This is a genomic window from Clavibacter vidaverae, from assembly GCF_047529985.1.
Taxonomy (GTDB): Bacteria; Actinomycetota; Actinomycetes; order Actinomycetales; family Microbacteriaceae; genus Clavibacter; species Clavibacter nebraskensis_A.
Genome location: NZ_JBLJAM010000001.1, coordinates 2,566,861 through 2,584,268, shown reverse-complemented (window position 1 = coordinate 2,584,268; position 17,408 = coordinate 2,566,861). Strand labels below are relative to the sequence as shown.

Sequence of the window (17,408 nt, the reverse complement as noted above, 5' to 3'; positions counted from 1 at the left end):
GCCCTACTGCTCGGCGCGGTGGCGCGGCGCGCTGCGGCGGTCGGCCTGGGCGGCGTCCACGAGCGCGACGAGGTCCGCGGTCAGCGGGTGGGCGTCGTCGAGCCCGGTGACGCGGCGCACGAGGTCGGCTGCCGTGTCGGTCGCCAGGAGCTCCTGCAGCTCGAGCGCCTGCGGGTCGCCCGCGGGGTCGAAGCGGAGCGCCTGGCCCATCGCGCGGACGAGCGCGTCGTGCGGCAGGCCGCGCTCGGCGAGCTGCGACGCGGGTCCCACGAAGCGCTCCTCGCGGGAGAGCTTGCGCAGCGGCTGGCGGCCGACGCGCTCGACGGTGTCGGCGAGGGCCGCGTTGGCGAAGCGCGCGAGGTTCTTCTCGCGGTACGCCGCCTGCTCGGCCTCGTCGAGCCCGTGCTTGGCGACGAGCAGCGCGCTCGTCTCCTCGAGCACCAGGCGGACCTCGTCGGCGACCTCGGGGATCGCCATCGCGTCCGACTGGCTGACGGCGCCGCGCGCGTAGCCGTGGTAGGCCACGGTCGCGTGCCCCGTGTTCACGGTGAAGAGCTTGCGCTCGATGTAGGGCGCCAGGTCGTCGACGAAGGTGGCGCCGGGGATCGCGGGCACGGCGTCACCGAAGGGCCCGCGCTCCACGACCCACTCCGAGAAGTCCTCGACGGTGACGTCGAGGCCCGCGGCGGGATCCTGGTTCGGCACGATGCGGTCGACGGCCGTGTTGGCGAACAGCGCGCGCCCGAGGGCGTCGGGCTCCTCCGTGAGGGCCTTCTCGATCTCGGCGCGGAGGGTGTCCGTCGCGTTGATGGCGTTCTCGCACGCCATGACGGCGACGGGCCCGAGGTCGGCGGAGCGCGCGCGGAGGCCCGCGGCGATCGCCGGGGCGACGAAGCGGAGGATGTTCGGGCCCACGGCCGTGGTGACGACGTCGGCCGTCGCGATCTCGCGGATGAGCGCCTCGCCGTCGGCCGCGCTGTCGATCGCGCGGAAGCCGGTGACGGTCCAGTCGCGCGCGTGCGGCCCGACCTCGGTGACGCGGTAGGACTCGGCGGCGTCGAGGTGCCCGATGAGCTCGGCGTTGACGTCGGCGAACACGACCTCGTAGCCGGCCTCGTGCAGGATCAGCCCGACGAAGCCGCGGCCGATGTTGCCGGCGCCGAAGTGGACGGCCTTCACGCCTCGTTCACCTCGGCCAGGAGGGCGTACAGGTCCTCGGCGGTCTCGGCCGCGAGGAGCTTCGCCACCTCGTCGTCGTCGCTGAAGATGATCGCGATCTTGCTGAGGATGTCGAGGTGCCCGTTGTCCTTGCCGGCGATGCCGACGACGAAGCGGACCTCGTTGCCCGCCCAGTCGATGGGGGCGTCGTAGCGCACGAACGAGAGGGCGGAGTCGAGGATCGTGTCCTTGCCCTCGTTGGTGCCGTGCGGGATGGCGAGCAGGTTGCCCATGTAGGTCGAGACGCTCTTCTCGCGCTCGAGCATGTACCCCTGATACTCGGGGGTGACGGCGCCGGCGGCGACGAGGATGCCCGCCGCCTCGGCGATGGCCTCCTCGACGGAGGACGCGGTGCCGCCGACGCGGATCTGGGCGGGTTCGAGGACGTTCGACATGGTGCTCCTGACGTGGTTCTGCCTGATGCGAGGCTACCGGGGCCCGGTCGGTGACGACTGGGCCCCGGGCCTCGCGCGTGCGGTGGTGCGGGTCCGCCGAGGGCGGACCGGGATCAGCTGTCCGAGCGCTGCTTCCGGACCAGCTCCACGATCTCGTCGTAGCGCGGCGAGTTCATGAAGTTGTCGACCGAGACGTGCTCGGACGACGGGCTCTTCTGGCGGGCCCGGTCGGTCAGCTCGCGCTGCGTGATCACGAGGTCGGCCGTGCCGTCGAGCGCCGCGATGGCCTTGTTGACGACCGTGACGTCGGTGAGGCCGGCCTTCTTCATCTTGTTGCGGAGGACCGACGCGCCCATGGCGGACGAGCCCATGCCGGCGTCGCAGGCGAAGACGATGTCCTGGATGCGGGTGGCCGTGGCCGTGCCGCCGTCCGTGCCCGTGGCGCTCGCGCCGTTCGTGCCGTCGGCGAGGCCGCCGACCGTGCCCGCGGTGCCGGTCTCGGCGCCGAGCCCTGAGAGGATCGAGGACTCCTTGCCCTTGTTGGCCTGCGTCGCGGCGACCGCGGCGCCGAAGTCGCCCGAGCCCTTCTTGCCGGTGCGGAGGATGACCGCCGCGACGACGAAGGTGACGGCCGCGGAGATGAGGACCGAGAGGATCACGCCGGGGAAGCTGTTGCGCTCGGTCTGGCCGAGCACGGCGATGATGCTGCCGGGCGAGGCGGGGCCGCGGAGACCGGAGTCCAACGCGACGTTGGTCGCGACGCCCGAGGCGCCACCCGCGATGACCGCGAGGAACAGGAGCGGCTTCGAGAGCACGTACGGGAAGTAGATCTCGTGGATGCCGCCGACGAACTGGATGAGGATCGCGCCGGGAGCGGTGGAGCGGGCGGCACCCGCGCCGAAGATCGCGAACGCGAGGAGCACGCCGAGGCCGGGGCCGGGGTTCGCCTCGAGCAGGAACAGGATGCTCTTGCCGGTGCGGGTCGCCTCCTCGGTGCCGAGCGGCGTGAGGATGCCCTGGTTGATGGCGTTGTTGAGGAAGAGGACCTTGGCGGGCTCGATCACGATGCTCGTGAGGGGCAGCAGGCCGTTGTCGACGAGGAAGCCGACGCCGCCGCCGAGGACCGACGTGATGCCGCGGATCACCGGGGTGAGGCCGAAGTACGCGCCGATCGCGAAGAGCGCGCCGAGGATGCCGGCGGAGAAGTTGTTGATCAGCATCTCGAAGCCGGGGCGGATCCGGTCGATCCACAGGCGCTCGATGAGCTTCAGCAGGTACGCCGCGAGCGGGCCCGTGATCATGGCGCCGAGGAACATCGGGCTGCCGCCCTCGAAGTAGGGCTCGCCGACCGTCCCGACGATGACTCCCATGGTCGCGATGCTCGCGACCACGCCACCGCGCGCGTCGTAGACCATGCGGCCTCCGGTGTTCGCGATGAGGAGCGGCAGGAGGAAGTACAGCACCGGGGCGACGAGGCCGGCGAGCTCCTCGTTGGGCAGGTAGCCCTTCGGGATGAAGAGGGCGGTCAGGATGCCCCAGGCGATGAACGCCGCGATGTTCGGCATGATCATGCCGCTGAGGAACGTGCCGAACTTCTGCACGCCGGTGCGCACGGACTGTCCCGTGCTGCGGGTGGGTGACGTCGTCGTCATGGGGGTGGTGCTCCTGTCGTGGTGGTGGCGGGCCTGCTGCGGCCCGCCGTGCTGCGGTGGGGTGGGATGTGGTGCGGTGCGGGAGAGGGCGGTGCGGGTCAGACGGTGGCGGGCGCCGATGCCGCGGTGACCGCGGCGCGCGCCTCGACGGCGCTGTCGGCGGCGAGGGCGACGGCGGCCAGGGCCTCCGCCTCCTCGCGCGAGTGCAGGGTGAGCTCGGCGCGCACGTCGGCGAGCGCCGCGGGCGACATCGAGAGGCTGGTCGCGCCGAGGCCGACGAGAACGACGGCGAGCAGCGGGTCGGCCGCCGCCTCGCCGCAGATCCCGACGGGCTTGCCGAGCGCGCGTCCCGCGGCGCCGACCTCCTGCACGAGGCGGAGGACGGCGGGGTGCCACGGGTCCTGGAACGCGGCCACGGATCCCAGCAGCCGGTCGGCCGCGAGCGTGTACTGCGTGAGGTCGTTGGTGCCGATGCTCGCGAAGTCGGCGTGGGCGAGGATCCGGTCGGCCAGGAGCGCCGAGGACGGCACCTCCACCATCACGCCGACGGTCTTCAGCCCCAGCTCGCGGCCGAGGGCCGAGAAGTAGCGCGCCTCCTCCACGGTGGAGACCATGGGCGCCATGACCCACAGGTCGGCGTCGGTGGCGGCGTCCGCCTGCGCGAGCGCGGTGAGCTGGTCGCGGAGGATCTGCTCGTTGGCCCGGAGCGCGCGGAGGCCGCGGAGCCCGAGGGCCGGGTTCTCCTCGTCGGCGTCGTTGAGGAAGGCCAGCGGCTTGTCGGCGCCGGCGTCGAGCGCGCGCACGACGACCTTCTGCCCGGGGAACGCCTGGAGCAGGCGCGTGTAGTGCTCCTGCTGCTCGGCGACGGTCGGCGCGCTCGTCGCGTCGAGGAAGAGGAACTCGGTGCGGAACAGGCCGACGCCCTCCGCGCCCTTGGCGACGGCGTCCTCGGCTCCGTCGGCGGATCCGAGGTTGGCGAGCAGCGGGATCGCCGTGCCGTCGGAGAGCGCGCCGGGCCCGGTGGGCACGGCGACGGCCGCGCGGCGGGCCGCGATGGCGTCGCGCGCGGCGGACTCCTCCTCGGGGCTCGGCGCGACGGTGACGGCGCCCGTGAGCGCGTCGACCACGACGGTCTCGCCGTCGGCGAGGTCGGATGCGGCGGCGACGCCGACGACCGCGACGATGGCCTTCTCGCGGGCGAGGATCGCCGTGTGCGAGGTGGGGCCGCCGTCGGTCGTGATGAGGGCGAGGACCTTGTCGAGGTCGAGGAGCGCGGTGTCGGCGGGCGCGAGGTCGCGGGCCACGAGCACGAACGCGTGGTCGGGATCCGGGACCCCGGGGGCCGCGACGCCCTGCAGGTGCGCGACGACGCGCTGCGAGACGTCGTCGAGGTCGGTGGCGCGCTCGCCCATGTACCCGCCCATGCTGAGGAGCAGGTCACGGAAGCCCGCGAACGCCTCGTGCACGGCGCGCTCGGCCGTGCGGCCCTTCGCGAGACGCGCGGTGATGTCGTCGACGAGGGTCGGGTCCTCGGCCATGAAGGCCTGGGCCTCGAGCACGTCCTTGGCGGCGCCGCCGGCCTTCTCCCCGCGGATGCGGATGTCGGCGGCGACCGCGGCGAGCGACGCGCTCACGCGGATGCGCTCCTCGTCGGCGGTCAGGGTGCTCGCGGTGTCGGCGGGCTCGGGGAGCGGGTCGGGCATGCGGATGACGGGACCGACGGCGGATCCCCGGCCGATGCCGATGCCCTGGAGCGTGCGGGAGCTCATGCGGCGTCCAGGTCGGACTCGAGGAGCGTGGCGAGGTCGGTGACGACCTGCTCGGCGTTCTCGCCCTCGGCGGAGACGACGACCTCGTCGCCCGTGTCGACGCCGAGCGAGATCACGCCGAGGATGCTGGCGGCGTTGACGCTGCGGTCGCCCTTGGCGAGCTGCACGGGGATCCCGGCCTTCGCGGCGGCCTGCGTGAACAGCGAGGCGGGGCGGGCGTGCAGCCCGTGCGACGAGGCGATGGTGACGGTGCGTTCTGCCATGGTGGCTCCTTCTGTCGGCCCCGACGTCGGGGCCCTGGTGGCGGTCATCGTGCGGTGATGCGGGTCGTGCGGCGTCGGCGCGGGCGCCGGTGGTCAGGCGGTGGGCGGGGATCCCCCGACGGCGCGGGCGTGGAGCCCCGGCGCGAGGCGGAGCGAGCGGGCGCCCGCGCGCATCGCGGCGACGGCCCGGTCGAGCGCGGCGCGCGCGCCCTCGGGGCGGGAGGCGTCGGCGTCGAGGAGGACCGCGGTCGCGCCCTCGTCCGCGGCCGCGGCGCGCACGGCGTCGAGGCGGTCGGCGAGGTGGGCGCCGAGGAGGACGACGTCCATGCCGGCGGCGTCGAGGCGCACCTGGGCGAGGGATCCGGCGACGGCCTCGATCTCGAGCCCGTCGGCCTCGGCGAGCACGCGGAGGCGCTGGGCGAGGAAGGTGCTGGATGCGCCGGAGCCGCAGACGACGAGGATCCTCCCGGTCATGCTGTGCCTCCTCGCGTCGTCGCTGGTCGTCCCATCGTGCTCCGCGGGCGGGTGCCGCTGCCAGCAGATCCGCTTCCGCGGGGTAGGAAGACGACGCCCTCACGCGCCCCGGCGGGCATCGGGGGCGGGCGCGGATGGTTGACTCGTCTCCGAGGGCGGCGCTCTCCGTCCGCCGCCGGAGGGGACGCGAGCCGCCGCGAGGGAGACGACCATGCTGAGCGAGAACCAGGAGAGGCTGCTGGACTACCTGTCCACGGCGGACCGCTGGGTCGAGGCCGGCGAGCTCGCGGACCGCCTCGGCGTCACCACCCGCAGCGTGCGCAACTACGTCACGGCCGTCCGGGAGCGCTCGGCCGTCGCCATCGCCTCCTCCCCCGACGGCTACCGCATCGACGCCGGCAGCTACGCGCGCCACCTCGGCGCCCGGCCGACCGCGGATCCGCAGGGCACGCCCCGCGACCGGCTGCACGCGCTCGTCCGCCGGCTCGGCGACGCCCCCGACGGCCTCGACGTGTACGACCTGGCGAACGAGCTGCACGTGAGCGAGTCCACGGTCGAGGCGGACCTCCGCAAGGTGCGCGCGCTCGTCGAGGACGCCGGCCTCGCCCTCCGCCGCACGGGATCCGCCGTCGTCCTCGAGGGATCGGAGCGCGACTTCCGCCGCCTGCTGTCGCGCATGTTCCGCGACGAGAGCGCGCAGGGCTTCCTGCCGCTCGAGAGCGTGCAGCGCGAGTTCGCCTCCGACTCGCTGCGCACCTTCAAGACGGACCTCATCCGCGAGCTCACCGAGCGCGGCTTCTTCGTCAACGAGTACGGCGTCGACAACGTGCTGCTGCACGTCGCGATCGCGGTCGACCGGCTCGCGCGGGCGCCGCGGCGGGCCGACGCGGATCCGTCGTCCGATCCGGCCGACGCCGACGCCGGCGACCACGAGCAGGGGGCGGACGCGGGCTCCCCCGCCTCCGATCCCACCGCCCTCGCCATCCGCGACGTGCTCGCCCGGCTGCTCGCCGCGCACTTCGACGTCCCCGTCCCCGCGGGCGACGTCGCCTACCTCGCGCTCCTCGTGCGCACGCGGGTCGTCACGCCCGGCAACGAGCAGTCGCTCGCCACCGTGATGCGCGAGCACGTCGTCGAGAGCGACCTCGACGTGGTGCGCGCCATCGTCCGCCGCGTCAAGCAGGAGTACCTGGTGGACCTCGAGGACGAGGACTTCACGGTGCGCTTCTCGCTGCACCTCGGCAACCTCGTCGCCCGCGCCGCCGACCGGTCGTTCTCCCGCAACCCCCTCGCGCGCTCCATCAAGACCTCGTACCCGATGACCTACGAGATCGCCGTCTTCATCGCCAGCGAGGTGCAGCGGCGGCGCGGCATCGCGATCAACGACGACGAGATCGCCTACATCGCCCTGCATGTGGGGTCGCACCGGGAGCGCGTCGCCCGGCGGGACGACCGGGTCGCGTGCGCGCTCGTGTGCCCGAACTACTACGACCTGCACCAGATCATGCGCTCGCGCATCGAGCAGGCGCTCGGCGCGGACATCAGCGTGGACGCCGTCGTGACGCGCACCGACGCCGACGCGGACGCGCTCGGGGTGCAGCTCGTGATCGACGCCACCGGATCCCGCCCGCCCGGCGACGCCGTGGTGGTCGTGCAGCCGCTGCCGACCCCCGACGACATCGAGTCGATCCGCCGGGCCGTCGCGCGCATCCGCCGGCAGGCTCGCCGCAGCTCCATGAAGCACGACCTGCTGCGCTTCCTCGACGAGTCGCTGTTCTTCCGCGACCTGCACGCGCCCGACGAGGAGGCGATGATCCGCCTGCTCGGCGGCAAGATGGTCGAGCAGGGCATCATCGAGCCCGAGTACATCGAGGGCGCCATCGAGCGCGAGCGCCTGTCGTCCACGGCCTTCACCGACACGCTCGCCGTGCCGCACTCGCTCGCCATGACGGCGAACCGCACGGCCATCGCCATCGTCGTCAACGACGAGGCGATGCGGTGGGGCGGCAACCGCGTGCACGTGGTCGCGCTGGTCGCCTTCAGCGCGAGCGGGCGCACGAGCTTCCAGCACGTGTTCGACCAGTTCGTCGAGGTCTTCTCCGACCACCGCGACGTGCAGGCGATCATGCGGGCGTCGGGATCCCACGGCTCCTTCATCGAGGAGCTCGTGCACGTCATGGACACCTGAGCGGAGACCGCCCGGGTCCGGGCGTCAGCGGTTCAGCGCGTCAGGGCGCGACGGGCGTGACGCCCAGCGGCACGAGGCGCGAGGCGCCGCCGTCCGCCAGCGTGAGCACCCAGATGCCGCCCGCGTGCACGGCGACGGAGTGCTCCCAGTGCGACGCCATGCTGCCGTCGACCGTCGCGACGGTCCAGTCGTCGTCGAGGACGCGCGTCTCCGCCTCGCCGTCGGTGATCATCGGCTCGATCGCGACCACGAGCCCCGGCTTCACCGCGGGGCCCTTGCCGCGCACGCGGTAGTTGAACACCGGCGGATCCTCGTGCATGCTCCGGCCGATGCCGTGGCCCGTGTAGTCCATGACGATGCCGAAGGAGCCCGCCGCCTCGACGCTCTCCTCGACGGCCTCGCCCACCTCGTTGAGGTGCGACGCGGTCGCGAGCCGGGCGATGCCGGCCCAGAGCGAGTCCTCGGTGACGCGGGACAGCAGCTCGCGGGCCTCCACGACGTCGGGGCGCGCGGGGTCCGGCACGACGACGGTCATGGCCGAGTCGCCGTTCCAGCCGTCGATCTCCGCGCCGCTGTCGACCGAGACGATGTCGCCCGGCTGCAGCACGCGGTCGCCGGGGATGCCGTGCACGACCTCGTCGTTCACGGAGACGCACACGGTGTGGCGGTACCCCGGCACGAGCTGGAAGTTGGAGTGCCCGCCGAGCGCGCGGATGGCGGCGTCGGCGGCGGCGTCGAGCTCGCCCGTGGTGACGCCCGGTGCGATGAGCTCGCGCACGGCGTCGAGCGACGCGGCGGTCGCGAGGCCGGGAGCGACCATGCGGCGGATCTCGTCCGGGGTCTTGTAGATCCCCGGCGTGCGGCGGAGCGCTCCCACGGGCTACGCGCGGCCGGCGTCGGAGACGGGACGGACGCCGCGGCCCGCGAGGGCGGTGCGGATGCGCGCCGCGACCTCGTCGACCTCGCCCAGCCCGTCGACCTCGAGCAGCAGCCCGCGGTCGCGGTACACGGCGATGAGCGGCGCGGTCTCGCGGCGGTACACCTCCTGGCGGTACCGGATGGCGTCCTCGCTGTCGTCCGCGCGGCCCTGCTCCTCGGCGCGACGCTGGAGGCGGGAGACGACCTCCTCCTCGTCCGCGACGAGCTGGATCACGGCGTCGAGCTGGTGGCCCCAGCCCTGCAGGAGCTCCTCCAGGTACGCGACCTGGTCGAGCGTGCGCGGGTAGCCGTCCAGCAGGAAGCCCGCCTGCGCGTCCTCCTCCTGGAGCCGCGAGGTGACCAGCTCGTTGGTGAGCTCGTCGGGGACGTAGTTCCCCGCATCGACGAGGGCCTGCACCTGCTGGCCGAGCGCGGTGCCGTCCTTGATGTTCTGGCGGAAGATGTCGCCGGTGGAGATGTCGGGGACGCCGAGCTCCTGCGCGATGCGCTTCGCCTGCGTGCCCTTGCCCGCGCCGGGCGGGCCGACGATCAGGAGCCGGGTCACTTGAGCAGCCCCTCGTAGTGGCGCTGCTGGAGCTGCGAGTCGATCTGCTTCACCGTCTCGAGGCCGACGCCGACCACGATGAGGATGCTCGCGCCGCCGAACGGGAAGTTCTGGTTCGCGCCGACGAGCGACAGGGCGATGAGCGGCAGGAGAGCGATGAGCCCGAGGTACAGCGAGCCCGGCAGCGTGATGCGCGTCAGCACGTAGTCGAGGTACTCGGCCGTCGGGCGGCCGGCGCGGATTCCGGGGATGAAGCCGCCGTACTTCTTCATGTTGTCGGCGACCTCCTCCGGGTTGAAGGTGATGGCGACGTAGAAGTACGTGAAGCCGACGATGAGCAGGAAGTACATCGCCATGTAGAGCGGGTGGTCGCCCGTGGTGAGGTTGTCGGTGATCCACTGCACCCACGGCGCCGGCGGCTGGCCGACGGGCGGCTGGTTGAACTGCGCGACCAGGGCGGGCAGGTACAGCAGCGACGACGCGAAGATGACGGGCACGACGCCGGCCATGTTCACCTTGATGGGGATGTAGGTGTTGTTGCCGCCGTAGGTGCGGCGCCCGACCATGCGCTTGGCGTACTGGACGGGGATGCGGCGCTGCGACTGCTCGACGTACACGACGGCGGCGACGACGAGGAGCCCCACGAGGATCACCAGGAGGAAGACCTCCCAGCCGCGGCTCTGCTGGATCGCGATGAGCGAGGTCGGGAACGCCGCGGCGACCGACGTGAAGATGAGGAGCGACATGCCGTTGCCGATGCCGCGCTCGGTGATGAGCTCGCCCATCCACATGATGAGGCCGGTGCCGGCGGTCATCGTGATGACCATGAGCATGATCGCGTACCAGGCGTCGTTCGTGACGAGCTGCGTGCAGGCGCTGACGTTCGTCTGGCCGAACAGCGCACCGCTGCGCGCGACCGTGATGAGCGTCGTGGACTGGAGCACCGCGAGGGCGATCGTGAGGTAGCGCGTGTACTGCGTGAGCTTGGCCTGGCCGGACTGGCCCTCCTTGTAGAGGGTGTCGAAGTGCGGGATGACCACGCGGAGCAGCTGGACGATGATCGACGCCGTGATGTACGGCATGATCCCCAGCGCGAAGATCGAGAGCTTCAGCAGCGCGCCGCCGCTGAAGAGGTTGACGAGCTCGTAGAGGCCCGAGGTGCCCTGGTTCGCCGCGAGGCACGACTGCACGTTGGCGAAGTCCACGAACGGCGCCGGGATGAAGGACCCCAGCCGGAAGAGGGCGATGATGCCCAGCGTGAACCCGATCTTGCGACGCAGATCGGGGGTGCGGAAGATCCTGACGACGGCGCTCAACACGGAGGGTGTCCTGCTTTCTGTGGGAGGTCCGCCGGGAGGCGGGGGTCGGGCCGACCCGATGCGGCCCCAGGTGCCGGGAGGGGCGGTCGGTTTCCCGACCGCCCCTCCCGTGCGTCCTGCAGTGCTACTTGACGGAGCCGCCTGCTGCGACGATCTTCTCCGCAGCGGAGCCGGAGACCTTGTCGACAGCAACCGTCAGCTTAACCGAGATGTCGCCGTCGCCGAGGACCTTGACCTTCTCGTTCTTGCGCACGGCACCCTTGGCGACCAGGTCGCTCGTGGTGACGTCGCCGCCGTCGGGGTAGAGCGCGGCGAGCTTCTCCAGGTTCACGACCTGGTACTCGACGCGGAACGGGTTCTTGAACCCGCGGAGCTTCGGGGTGCGCATGTGCAGCGGCATCTGCCCACCCTCGAAGCCGACGCGGACCGTGTAGCGGGCCTTCGTGCCCTTGGTGCCACGACCCGCGGTCTTGCCCTTCGAGCCCTCACCGCGGCCGACACGCTGGCGTGCCTTCTTGGCCCCGGCGGCGGGACGGAGGTGGTGGACCTTGAGGACCTGCTCGCGCTTGACCGTCTCCGTCGAGGCGACCGTGGTCGTCTCGACGGATGCGGCCGCGGCGGCGGGGGCCTTCGCGGTCTTCTTGGGTGCGGCCTTGGGCGCCTTCACGGGCGCCTCGGCCGACTCGTTCTTCTCAGCCATCAGTCGATCTCCTCCACCTTCACCAGGTGCGCGACGGTGTTGACGTAGCCGCGGTTCTGGGCGTTGTCCTCTCGGACCACCACGGCACCGATGCGACGGAGCCCGAGGCTCCGCAGGGTGTCGCGCTGGTTCTGCTTCTCGCTGATCTTGGACTTGATCTGCGTCACTCGGAGCTGAGCCATCAGACACCTGCCTTCGCGTCGGCCTCGGCACGCTGGGCGCGGAGGATGCGGGCCGGGACGACCTGCTCGAGCTCGAGCCCACGACGGGCCGCGACGGCGCGCGGCTCCTCGAGCTGCTTGAGCGCCTCGACCGTGGCGTGCACGATGTTGATCGTGTTCGACGAGCCGAGCGACTTGCTCAGGACGTCGTGGATGCCGGCGCACTCGAGCACCGCGCGGACGGGGCCACCGGCGATGACGCCGGTACCCGCGGACGCGGGGCGCAGGAGGACGACTCCGGCGGAGGCCTCACCCTGCACGGCGTGCGGGATGGTCAGGCCGATGCGGGGGACGCGGAAGAAGTTCTTCTTCGCCTCCTCGACGCCCTTGGAGATGGCGGTCGGGACCTCGCGGGCCTTGCCGTAGCCGACGCCCACCAGCCCGTTGCCGTCTCCGACGATCACGAGGGCGGTGAAGCTGAAGCGACGACCGCCCTTGACGACCTTGGACACGCGGTTGATGGTGACGACGCGCTCCAGGAACTGGCTCTTGTCGGCATCACGGCCACCGCGGCTATCGCGGCCGCCCTGGTTCCGGTCGCGTCCGCCACGACGGCCCTCGCGGCCCTCGTTCTGCGCGGGTGCGGTGGACGCCGCGGTCTCGACGGGCGTCTCCGCCACGGCCACGACCTCGGGCTCCTTGTTGTTGTTCTCGGCTGCGCTCACAGGCTCAGACCACCCTCTCGAGCTCCTTCGGCGATGGCCGCGACGCGTCCTGCGTAGCGGTTGCCACCACGATCGAATACGACGCTCTCCACGCCGGCCGCCTTGGCGCGCTCGGCGACGAGCTCGCCGACCTTGCGCGACTTGGCGGTCTTGTCGCCGTCGAACGTGCGCATGTCGGCCTCGAGGGTCGACGCGGACGCGACGGTGTGACCACGGCTGTCATCGACGACCTGCACGAAGACGTGACGGGCCGAACGGGTGACGACGAGGCGCGGACGCAGCTCGGTCCCCTCCACCTTCTTGCGCAGGCGTGCGTGCCTGCGACCGCGGGCGGCGGACTTGCTTTTTCCTCTAACTCCGAGAGCCATGATCACTTACCACTCTTTCCGGCCTTGCGGCGAACGTTCTCGCCGGCGTAGCGGACGCCCTTGCCCTTGTAGGGCTCGGGCTTGCGAATCTTGCGGATGTTGGCGGCCGTCTCGCCGACGAGCTGCTTGTCGATGCCGACGACGGTCATCTTGTTGACGCCCTCGACGGTGAAGCTGATGCCCGCGGGCGCCTCGACGTACACGGGGTGAGAGAAGCCGAGCGCGAACTCGACGCCCTTGTCCTTGAGCGCGACGCGGTAACCCGTGCCGACGATCTCGAGGCCCTTGGTGTAGCCGGTGGTGACGCCGACGATCTGGTTGGCGATGAGGCTGCGCGTGAGGCCGTGGAGCGAACGCGACTCGCGCTCGTCGTCCGGACGGGTGACGAGCACCTGCCCGTCCTGGACCTCGGCGCGGATGGGCTGGGCCACGGTGAGGCTCAGCTCGCCCTTGGGGCCCTTGACCGTGACGAGCTGGCCGGCCACGGTGACGTCGACCCCTGCGGGGACGTCGATGGGGAGTCTTCCGATGCGGGACATGTCGTTACCACACGTAGGCGAGGACTTCCCCACCCACGCCCTTCTTCGCAGCCTGGCGGTCCGTGAGGAGCCCCGAGGAGGTGGACAGGATGGCGACCCCGAGGCCACCGAGGACCTGGGGGATCTCCGCGGACTTCGCGTAGACGCGGAGACCGGGCTTGGACACGCGCTTGATGCCCCGGATGGAGCGCTCGCGGTCCGGTCCGAACTTGAGGCTGAGCGTCAGCGTCTGTCCGACGCGGGCGTCCGCGACGGTCCAGCCGGCGATGAAGCCCTCGGACTTGAGGATGTCGGCGATGTGCGACTTGAGCTTGGAGTGCGGCATGGAGACCGTGTCGTGGTGCGCGGAGTTCGCGTTCCGGAGTCGGGTCAGCATGTCGGCGACCGGGTCGGTCATTGTCATGACTGGTGGTACCTCTCTCGCCTGGTTTCGTTCATCCGGACACGGATGACGACCTGTGGTGGTGGCGGCGCCGGGCGGAGGTGCCCGGCGCCGATCGTGCGGTGGTGCTGGTCGTGCGGGTGGTGCTGGTCGTGCGTGCTACGGCGTGTTCTCGGGCGTCTGGAACGGGAAGCCGAGCGCCTTGAGCAGCGCGCGTCCCTCGTCGTCGGTCCGAGCGGTCGTGACGACCGTGATGTCCATGCCGCGGACCCGGTCGATGCGGTCCTGGTCGATCTCGTGGAACATGGACTGCTCGTTGAGGCCGAACGTGTAGTTGCCGTTGCCGTCGAACTGCTTCGGGCTGAGCCCGCGGAAGTCGCGGATGCGGGGCAGGGCGAGGGACAGCAGGCGGTCGAGGAACTCCCACATGCGGTCGCCGCGCAGCGTCACGTGGGTGCCGATGGCCTGGCCCTCACGCAGCTTGAACTGGGCGATCGACTTGCGGGCCTTGGTGACCTGCGGCTTCTGGCCCGTGATCTTGGTGAGGTCGGCGACCGCGCCGTCGATGATCTTGCCGTCGCGAGCCGCGTCGCCGACACCCATGTTCACGACGATCTTCGTGAGCCCGGGCACCTGGTGCACGTTCGTGAAGCCGAGATCAGCGGTCAGCTGGCTGACGATCTCGGAGCGGTACTTCTGCTTGAGGCGCGGGAGCTGCGTGCTCTCGGCCGTGCCAGCGGATGCGGTGTCGGTCATTGCTAGAGGTCCTTACCTGACTTCTTGGCGTAGCGGACGCGGACGGTCTTGGAGACCCCGTCCTTCTCGACCGTCTCGGTCCGGAAGCCGACGCGCGTGGGCTTCTTGGACTCGGGGTCGACGAGCGCGACGTTGGAGATGTGGATGGGCGCCTCGACGGTCTCGATGCCGCCGGTCTTGGAGCCGCGCTGCGTCTGGCCGACGCGGACGTGCTTCGTGACGAAGTTCACGCCCTCGACGACGACGCGGTTGCGCTCGACCAGGACGGACAGGACCTTGCCCTGCTTGCCCCGGTCGCCGCCCTTGGCCTGCGTGCGACCCGTGATGACCTGCACGAGGTCACCCTTCTTGATGTTCGCCATGACTAAATGACCTCCGGTGCCAGCGAGATGATCTTCATGAACTTCTTGTCCCGGAGCTCGCGGCCCACCGGTCCGAAGATGCGGGTGCCGCGGGGCTCCCCGTTGCTGTTCAGGATGACGGCGGCGTTCTCGTCGAACTTGATGTACGAGCCGTCGGGACGGCGCGTCTCCTTCTTGGTGCGGACGATGACGGCCTTGACGACCTCGCCCTTCTTGACGTTTCCGCCGGGGATCGCGTCCTTGACGGTCGCGACGATGACGTCACCGAGGCCGGCGTAGCGGCGACCCGAGCCACCGAGAACGCGGATGGTCAAGATCTCCTTGGCACCCGTGTTGTCGGCGATCTTGAGGCGGGATTCCTGCTGAATCACTGTTGCTCCTTCTATCCAAGCAGCCGGGGCTACTTGGCCTTCTCGAGGATCTCGACCAGGCGCCAGCGCTTGGAGGCGCTCAGGGGACGGGTCTCGTTGATCAGGACCAGGTCGCCGATGCCGGCGGTGTTCGCCTCGTCGTGCGCCTTCACCTTGGAGGTGCGGCGGATGACCTTGCCGTACAGGGGGTGCTTCACGCGGTCCTCGACCTCGACGACGATGGTCTTGTCCATCTTGTCGCTGGTGACGTAGCCACGGCGGGACTTGCGGTAGCCGCGGTCGGCCGTCGCGGTGTCAGCCGTGTTCTTCTCTTCGGCGTTCGCCATGATCAAGCCTCCTCAGCCTTCTCGGTGACGGCGGCGTCGTCGGCCTTCGCGGCCTTCTTCGTCGCCTTCTTCTTCTCGGGCTTCTCGGGGACCTCGACGGGGGCGGGCGTGGGACGGATGCCCAGCTCGCGCTCGCGGATGACCGTGTAGATCCGAGCGATGTCGCGCTTGACCGCGCGGAGGCGGCCGTGGCTGTCGAGCTGACCGGTGGCCGACTGGAAGCGCAGGTTGAACAGCTCCTCCTTGGCCTTCTTCAGCTCTTCGACGAGTCGCTCGTCCTCGAAAGTGTCCAGCTCGACGGGGGCGAGCTCCTTGGAACCGATCGCCATTATGCGTCGCCTTCCTCGCGCTTGATGATGCGTGCCTTGAGGGGCAGCTTGTGGATGGCCCGGGTGAGCGCCTCGCGCGCCGTGACCTCGTCGACTCCGGAGAGCTCGAAGAGCACGCGGCCCGGCTTGACGTTCGCGACCCACCACTCGACCGAGCCCTTGCCGGAACCCATGCGGGTCTCAGCGGGCTTCTTGGTGAGCGGACGGTCGGGGAAGATGTTGATGTACACCTTGCCGCCGCGCTTGACGTGACGCGTCATGGCGATTCGAGCGGACTCGATCTGCCGGTTCGTGACGTAGGCGGGCGTGAGGGCCTGGATGCCGTACTCACCGAACGACACGGTGGTGCCACCGGTCGCGTGGCCGGTACGGCCGGGGTGGTGCTGCTTGCGGTGCTTGACTCGACGGGGGATAAGCATGGTTACGCCTCAACTCCTGCTGCGGCGACCGGCGCTGCCTCGGCGGCCGGCGCGGTGCGCGGCGCGTTGGTGCGGCGATCACCGGTTCGACCGTCGGAACGGTCGTTACGGCGCTCGGGGCGCGACGACTTCTGGTTCGCCTGCTCGCGAGCGAGATCCTTGTTGGTGATGTCGCCCTTGTAGACCCAGACCTTCACGCCGATGCGGCCGAAGGACGTGCGGGCCTCGTAGAAGCCGTAGTCGATGTTCGCGCGGAGGGTGTGCAGCGGCACGCGGCCCTCGCGGTAGAACTCCGAACGGCTCATCTCGGCGCCGCCGAGGCGGCCCGACACCTGGATGCGGACGCCCTTGGCGCCGGCGCGCTGCGCGCCCTGCAGGCCCTTGCGCATCGCGCGGCGGAACGCCACACGACCCGCGAGCTGCTCGGCGATGCCCTGGGCGACCAGCTGCGCCTCGGCCTCGGGGTTCTTGACCTCGAGGATGTTCAGCTGGATCTGCTTGCCGGTGAGCTTCTCGAGGTCGGCGCGGATGCGCTCGGCCTCGACGCCGCGGCGGCCGATGACGATGCCGGGACGCGCCGTGTAGATGTCCACGCGGACGCGGTCACGGGTGCGCTCGATCTCGATGCGCGCCACTCCGGCGCGGTCGAGGCTCGTCTTGAGCATGGTGCGGATGCGCACGTCCTCGGCGACGTAGTCGCTGTAACGCTGCCCCTTCTTCGTGCTGTCCGAGAACCAACGCGACACGTGGTCGGTGGTGATCCCGAGACGGAACCCGTACGGGTTGACCTTCTGTCCCATTACTTGCTCGCCTTCTTCGTGGTCGACGCCACGTCCGCCTCATCCGGCGTCGCGAGGACGACCGTGATGTGGCTGGTGCGCTTGTTGATACGGAATGCGCGACCCTGTGCGCGCGGCTGGAACCGCTTGAGGGTGGTGCCCTCGTCCACGAACGCCTTGGCGATGTAGAGGTCCTGCTCCGCGAGGAAGCTGTTGGACGCGTCGGCCTTGACCCGCGCGTTCGCCATGGCCGAGGCCACCAGCTTGTAGATCGGCTCGCTCGCGCCCTGCGGCGCGAACTTCAGGATGGCCAGGGCCTCCTCGGCCTGCTTCCCGCGGATCATGTCCACGACGCGACGGGCCTTCTGGGGGGTGACGCGGATGTGACGCACGCGTGCGATCGACTCCACCATTTCTCTCCTCCTTCTCG

The 17,408-nt window shown here is 70.7% G+C and carries 24 protein-coding genes; 1 reads left to right on the top strand and 23 read right to left on the bottom strand.

Annotated elements, in window-relative coordinates; genetic code table 11:
• Positions 1-3 precede the first annotated feature (3 nt).
• The 6 genes from ACMT9T_RS12475 to ACMT9T_RS12450 form a co-directional block, all read right to left on the bottom strand.
• Positions 4-1,179: a mannitol-1-phosphate 5-dehydrogenase gene (locus tag ACMT9T_RS12475; RefSeq protein WP_414745808.1), complete on the bottom strand. Its 1,176-nt coding sequence runs from the start codon at positions 1,177-1,179 to the stop codon at positions 4-6.
• Complete coding sequence (locus tag ACMT9T_RS12470) at positions 1,176-1,613, bottom strand: PTS mannitol transporter subunit IIA (RefSeq protein WP_116054443.1); 438 nt, start codon at positions 1,611-1,613, stop codon at positions 1,176-1,178. The genes ACMT9T_RS12475 and ACMT9T_RS12470 overlap by 4 nt, the downstream gene beginning before the upstream one ends.
• A gap of 113 nt (positions 1,614-1,726) precedes the next feature.
• A complete protein-coding gene (locus ACMT9T_RS12465; RefSeq protein ID WP_414745807.1) occupies positions 1,727-3,265 on the bottom strand; it encodes a PTS mannitol transporter subunit IIBC in 1,539 nt (512 codons plus the stop codon).
• A gap of 98 nt (positions 3,266-3,363) precedes the next feature.
• Positions 3,364-5,034, bottom strand: a complete 1,671-nt coding sequence (gene ptsP, locus ACMT9T_RS12460) for a phosphoenolpyruvate--protein phosphotransferase (RefSeq protein ID WP_414745806.1) — start codon at positions 5,032-5,034, stop codon at positions 3,364-3,366.
• Positions 5,031-5,297: an HPr family phosphocarrier protein gene (locus ACMT9T_RS12455; protein ID WP_012039282.1), complete on the bottom strand. Its 267-nt coding sequence runs from the start codon at positions 5,295-5,297 to the stop codon at positions 5,031-5,033. The genes ptsP and ACMT9T_RS12455 overlap by 4 nt, the downstream gene beginning before the upstream one ends.
• A 93-nt stretch (positions 5,298-5,390) precedes the next feature.
• Complete coding sequence (locus ACMT9T_RS12450) at positions 5,391-5,771, bottom strand: PTS sugar transporter subunit IIB (protein ID WP_414745805.1); 381 nt, start codon at positions 5,769-5,771, stop codon at positions 5,391-5,393.
• A gap of 211 nt (positions 5,772-5,982) precedes the next feature.
• Here ACMT9T_RS12450 and ACMT9T_RS12445 point away from each other — a divergent pair, with 211 nt between their 5' ends.
• The gene (locus ACMT9T_RS12445; protein WP_414745804.1) at positions 5,983-7,959 is read left to right on the top strand and encodes a BglG family transcription antiterminator; all 1,977 of its coding nucleotides are present in this window, start codon (positions 5,983-5,985) and stop codon (positions 7,957-7,959) included.
• 40 nt (positions 7,960-7,999) lie between these two features.
• Here the strand turns inward: ACMT9T_RS12445 and map are convergent, their stop codons facing one another.
• The 17 genes from map to rplV form a co-directional block, all read right to left on the bottom strand.
• Entirely contained in the window at positions 8,000-8,836 is an 837-nt protein-coding gene (gene map / locus ACMT9T_RS12440; protein WP_414745803.1) for a type I methionyl aminopeptidase, read from the bottom strand.
• A 3-nt stretch (positions 8,837-8,839) separates the two neighbouring features.
• Entirely contained in the window at positions 8,840-9,442 is a 603-nt protein-coding gene (locus tag ACMT9T_RS12435) for an adenylate kinase (protein WP_414745802.1), read from the bottom strand.
• Positions 9,439-10,761, bottom strand: coding sequence for a preprotein translocase subunit SecY (gene secY / locus ACMT9T_RS12430; protein WP_043584314.1), 1,323 nt, complete (start codon positions 10,759-10,761; stop codon positions 9,439-9,441). Before secY ends, ACMT9T_RS12435 begins: the two co-directional genes overlap by 4 nt.
• 124 nt (positions 10,762-10,885) lie before the next feature.
• Positions 10,886-11,461 (bottom strand): 50S ribosomal protein L15, encoded by a 576-nt coding sequence (gene rplO / locus ACMT9T_RS12425; RefSeq protein ID WP_414745801.1) that lies wholly within the window; start codon positions 11,459-11,461, stop codon positions 10,886-10,888.
• Positions 11,461-11,643, bottom strand: coding sequence for a 50S ribosomal protein L30 (gene rpmD / locus ACMT9T_RS12420; RefSeq protein WP_012039289.1), 183 nt, complete (start codon positions 11,641-11,643; stop codon positions 11,461-11,463). Before rpmD ends, rplO begins: the two co-directional genes overlap by 1 nt.
• A complete protein-coding gene (gene rpsE, locus ACMT9T_RS12415; RefSeq protein ID WP_012039290.1) occupies positions 11,643-12,308 on the bottom strand; it encodes a 30S ribosomal protein S5 in 666 nt (221 codons plus the stop codon). The genes rpmD and rpsE overlap by 1 nt, the downstream gene beginning before the upstream one ends.
• 35 nt (positions 12,309-12,343) lie before the next feature.
• A complete protein-coding gene (gene rplR, locus ACMT9T_RS12410; protein WP_012039291.1) occupies positions 12,344-12,715 on the bottom strand; it encodes a 50S ribosomal protein L18 in 372 nt (123 codons plus the stop codon).
• A 2-nt stretch (positions 12,716-12,717) separates the two neighbouring features.
• Complete coding sequence (gene rplF, locus ACMT9T_RS12405) at positions 12,718-13,254, bottom strand: 50S ribosomal protein L6 (RefSeq protein ID WP_116054430.1); 537 nt, start codon at positions 13,252-13,254, stop codon at positions 12,718-12,720.
• Between the two features lie 4 nt (positions 13,255-13,258).
• The gene (gene rpsH, locus ACMT9T_RS12400) at positions 13,259-13,657 is read right to left on the bottom strand and encodes a 30S ribosomal protein S8 (RefSeq protein ID WP_116054428.1); all 399 of its coding nucleotides are present in this window, start codon (positions 13,655-13,657) and stop codon (positions 13,259-13,261) included.
• Positions 13,658-13,795: 138 nt separating this feature from the next.
• Complete coding sequence (gene rplE / locus ACMT9T_RS12395) at positions 13,796-14,392, bottom strand: 50S ribosomal protein L5 (RefSeq protein WP_116054427.1); 597 nt, start codon at positions 14,390-14,392, stop codon at positions 13,796-13,798.
• A gap of 2 nt (positions 14,393-14,394) precedes the next feature.
• A complete protein-coding gene (rplX, locus tag ACMT9T_RS12390) occupies positions 14,395-14,754 on the bottom strand; it encodes a 50S ribosomal protein L24 (protein WP_063070796.1) in 360 nt (119 codons plus the stop codon).
• 2 nt (positions 14,755-14,756) lie between these two features.
• The gene (rplN, locus tag ACMT9T_RS12385) at positions 14,757-15,125 is read right to left on the bottom strand and encodes a 50S ribosomal protein L14 (RefSeq protein WP_012039296.1); all 369 of its coding nucleotides are present in this window, start codon (positions 15,123-15,125) and stop codon (positions 14,757-14,759) included.
• 29 nt (positions 15,126-15,154) lie between these two features.
• Positions 15,155-15,451, bottom strand: a complete 297-nt coding sequence (gene rpsQ / locus ACMT9T_RS12380; RefSeq protein WP_012039297.1) for a 30S ribosomal protein S17 — start codon at positions 15,449-15,451, stop codon at positions 15,155-15,157.
• Between the two features lie 2 nt (positions 15,452-15,453).
• Positions 15,454-15,780 (bottom strand): 50S ribosomal protein L29, encoded by a 327-nt coding sequence (gene rpmC, locus ACMT9T_RS12375; protein ID WP_063070794.1) that lies wholly within the window; start codon positions 15,778-15,780, stop codon positions 15,454-15,456.
• A complete protein-coding gene (rplP, locus tag ACMT9T_RS12370; protein ID WP_191147459.1) occupies positions 15,780-16,199 on the bottom strand; it encodes a 50S ribosomal protein L16 in 420 nt (139 codons plus the stop codon). Before rplP ends, rpmC begins: the two co-directional genes overlap by 1 nt.
• 2 nt (positions 16,200-16,201) lie before the next feature.
• Positions 16,202-16,999 (bottom strand): 30S ribosomal protein S3, encoded by a 798-nt coding sequence (gene rpsC / locus ACMT9T_RS12365; protein ID WP_012039300.1) that lies wholly within the window; start codon positions 16,997-16,999, stop codon positions 16,202-16,204.
• A complete protein-coding gene (gene rplV, locus ACMT9T_RS12360) occupies positions 16,999-17,391 on the bottom strand; it encodes a 50S ribosomal protein L22 (RefSeq protein WP_116054425.1) in 393 nt (130 codons plus the stop codon). Before rplV ends, rpsC begins: the two co-directional genes overlap by 1 nt.
• Positions 17,392-17,408 lie beyond the last annotated feature (17 nt).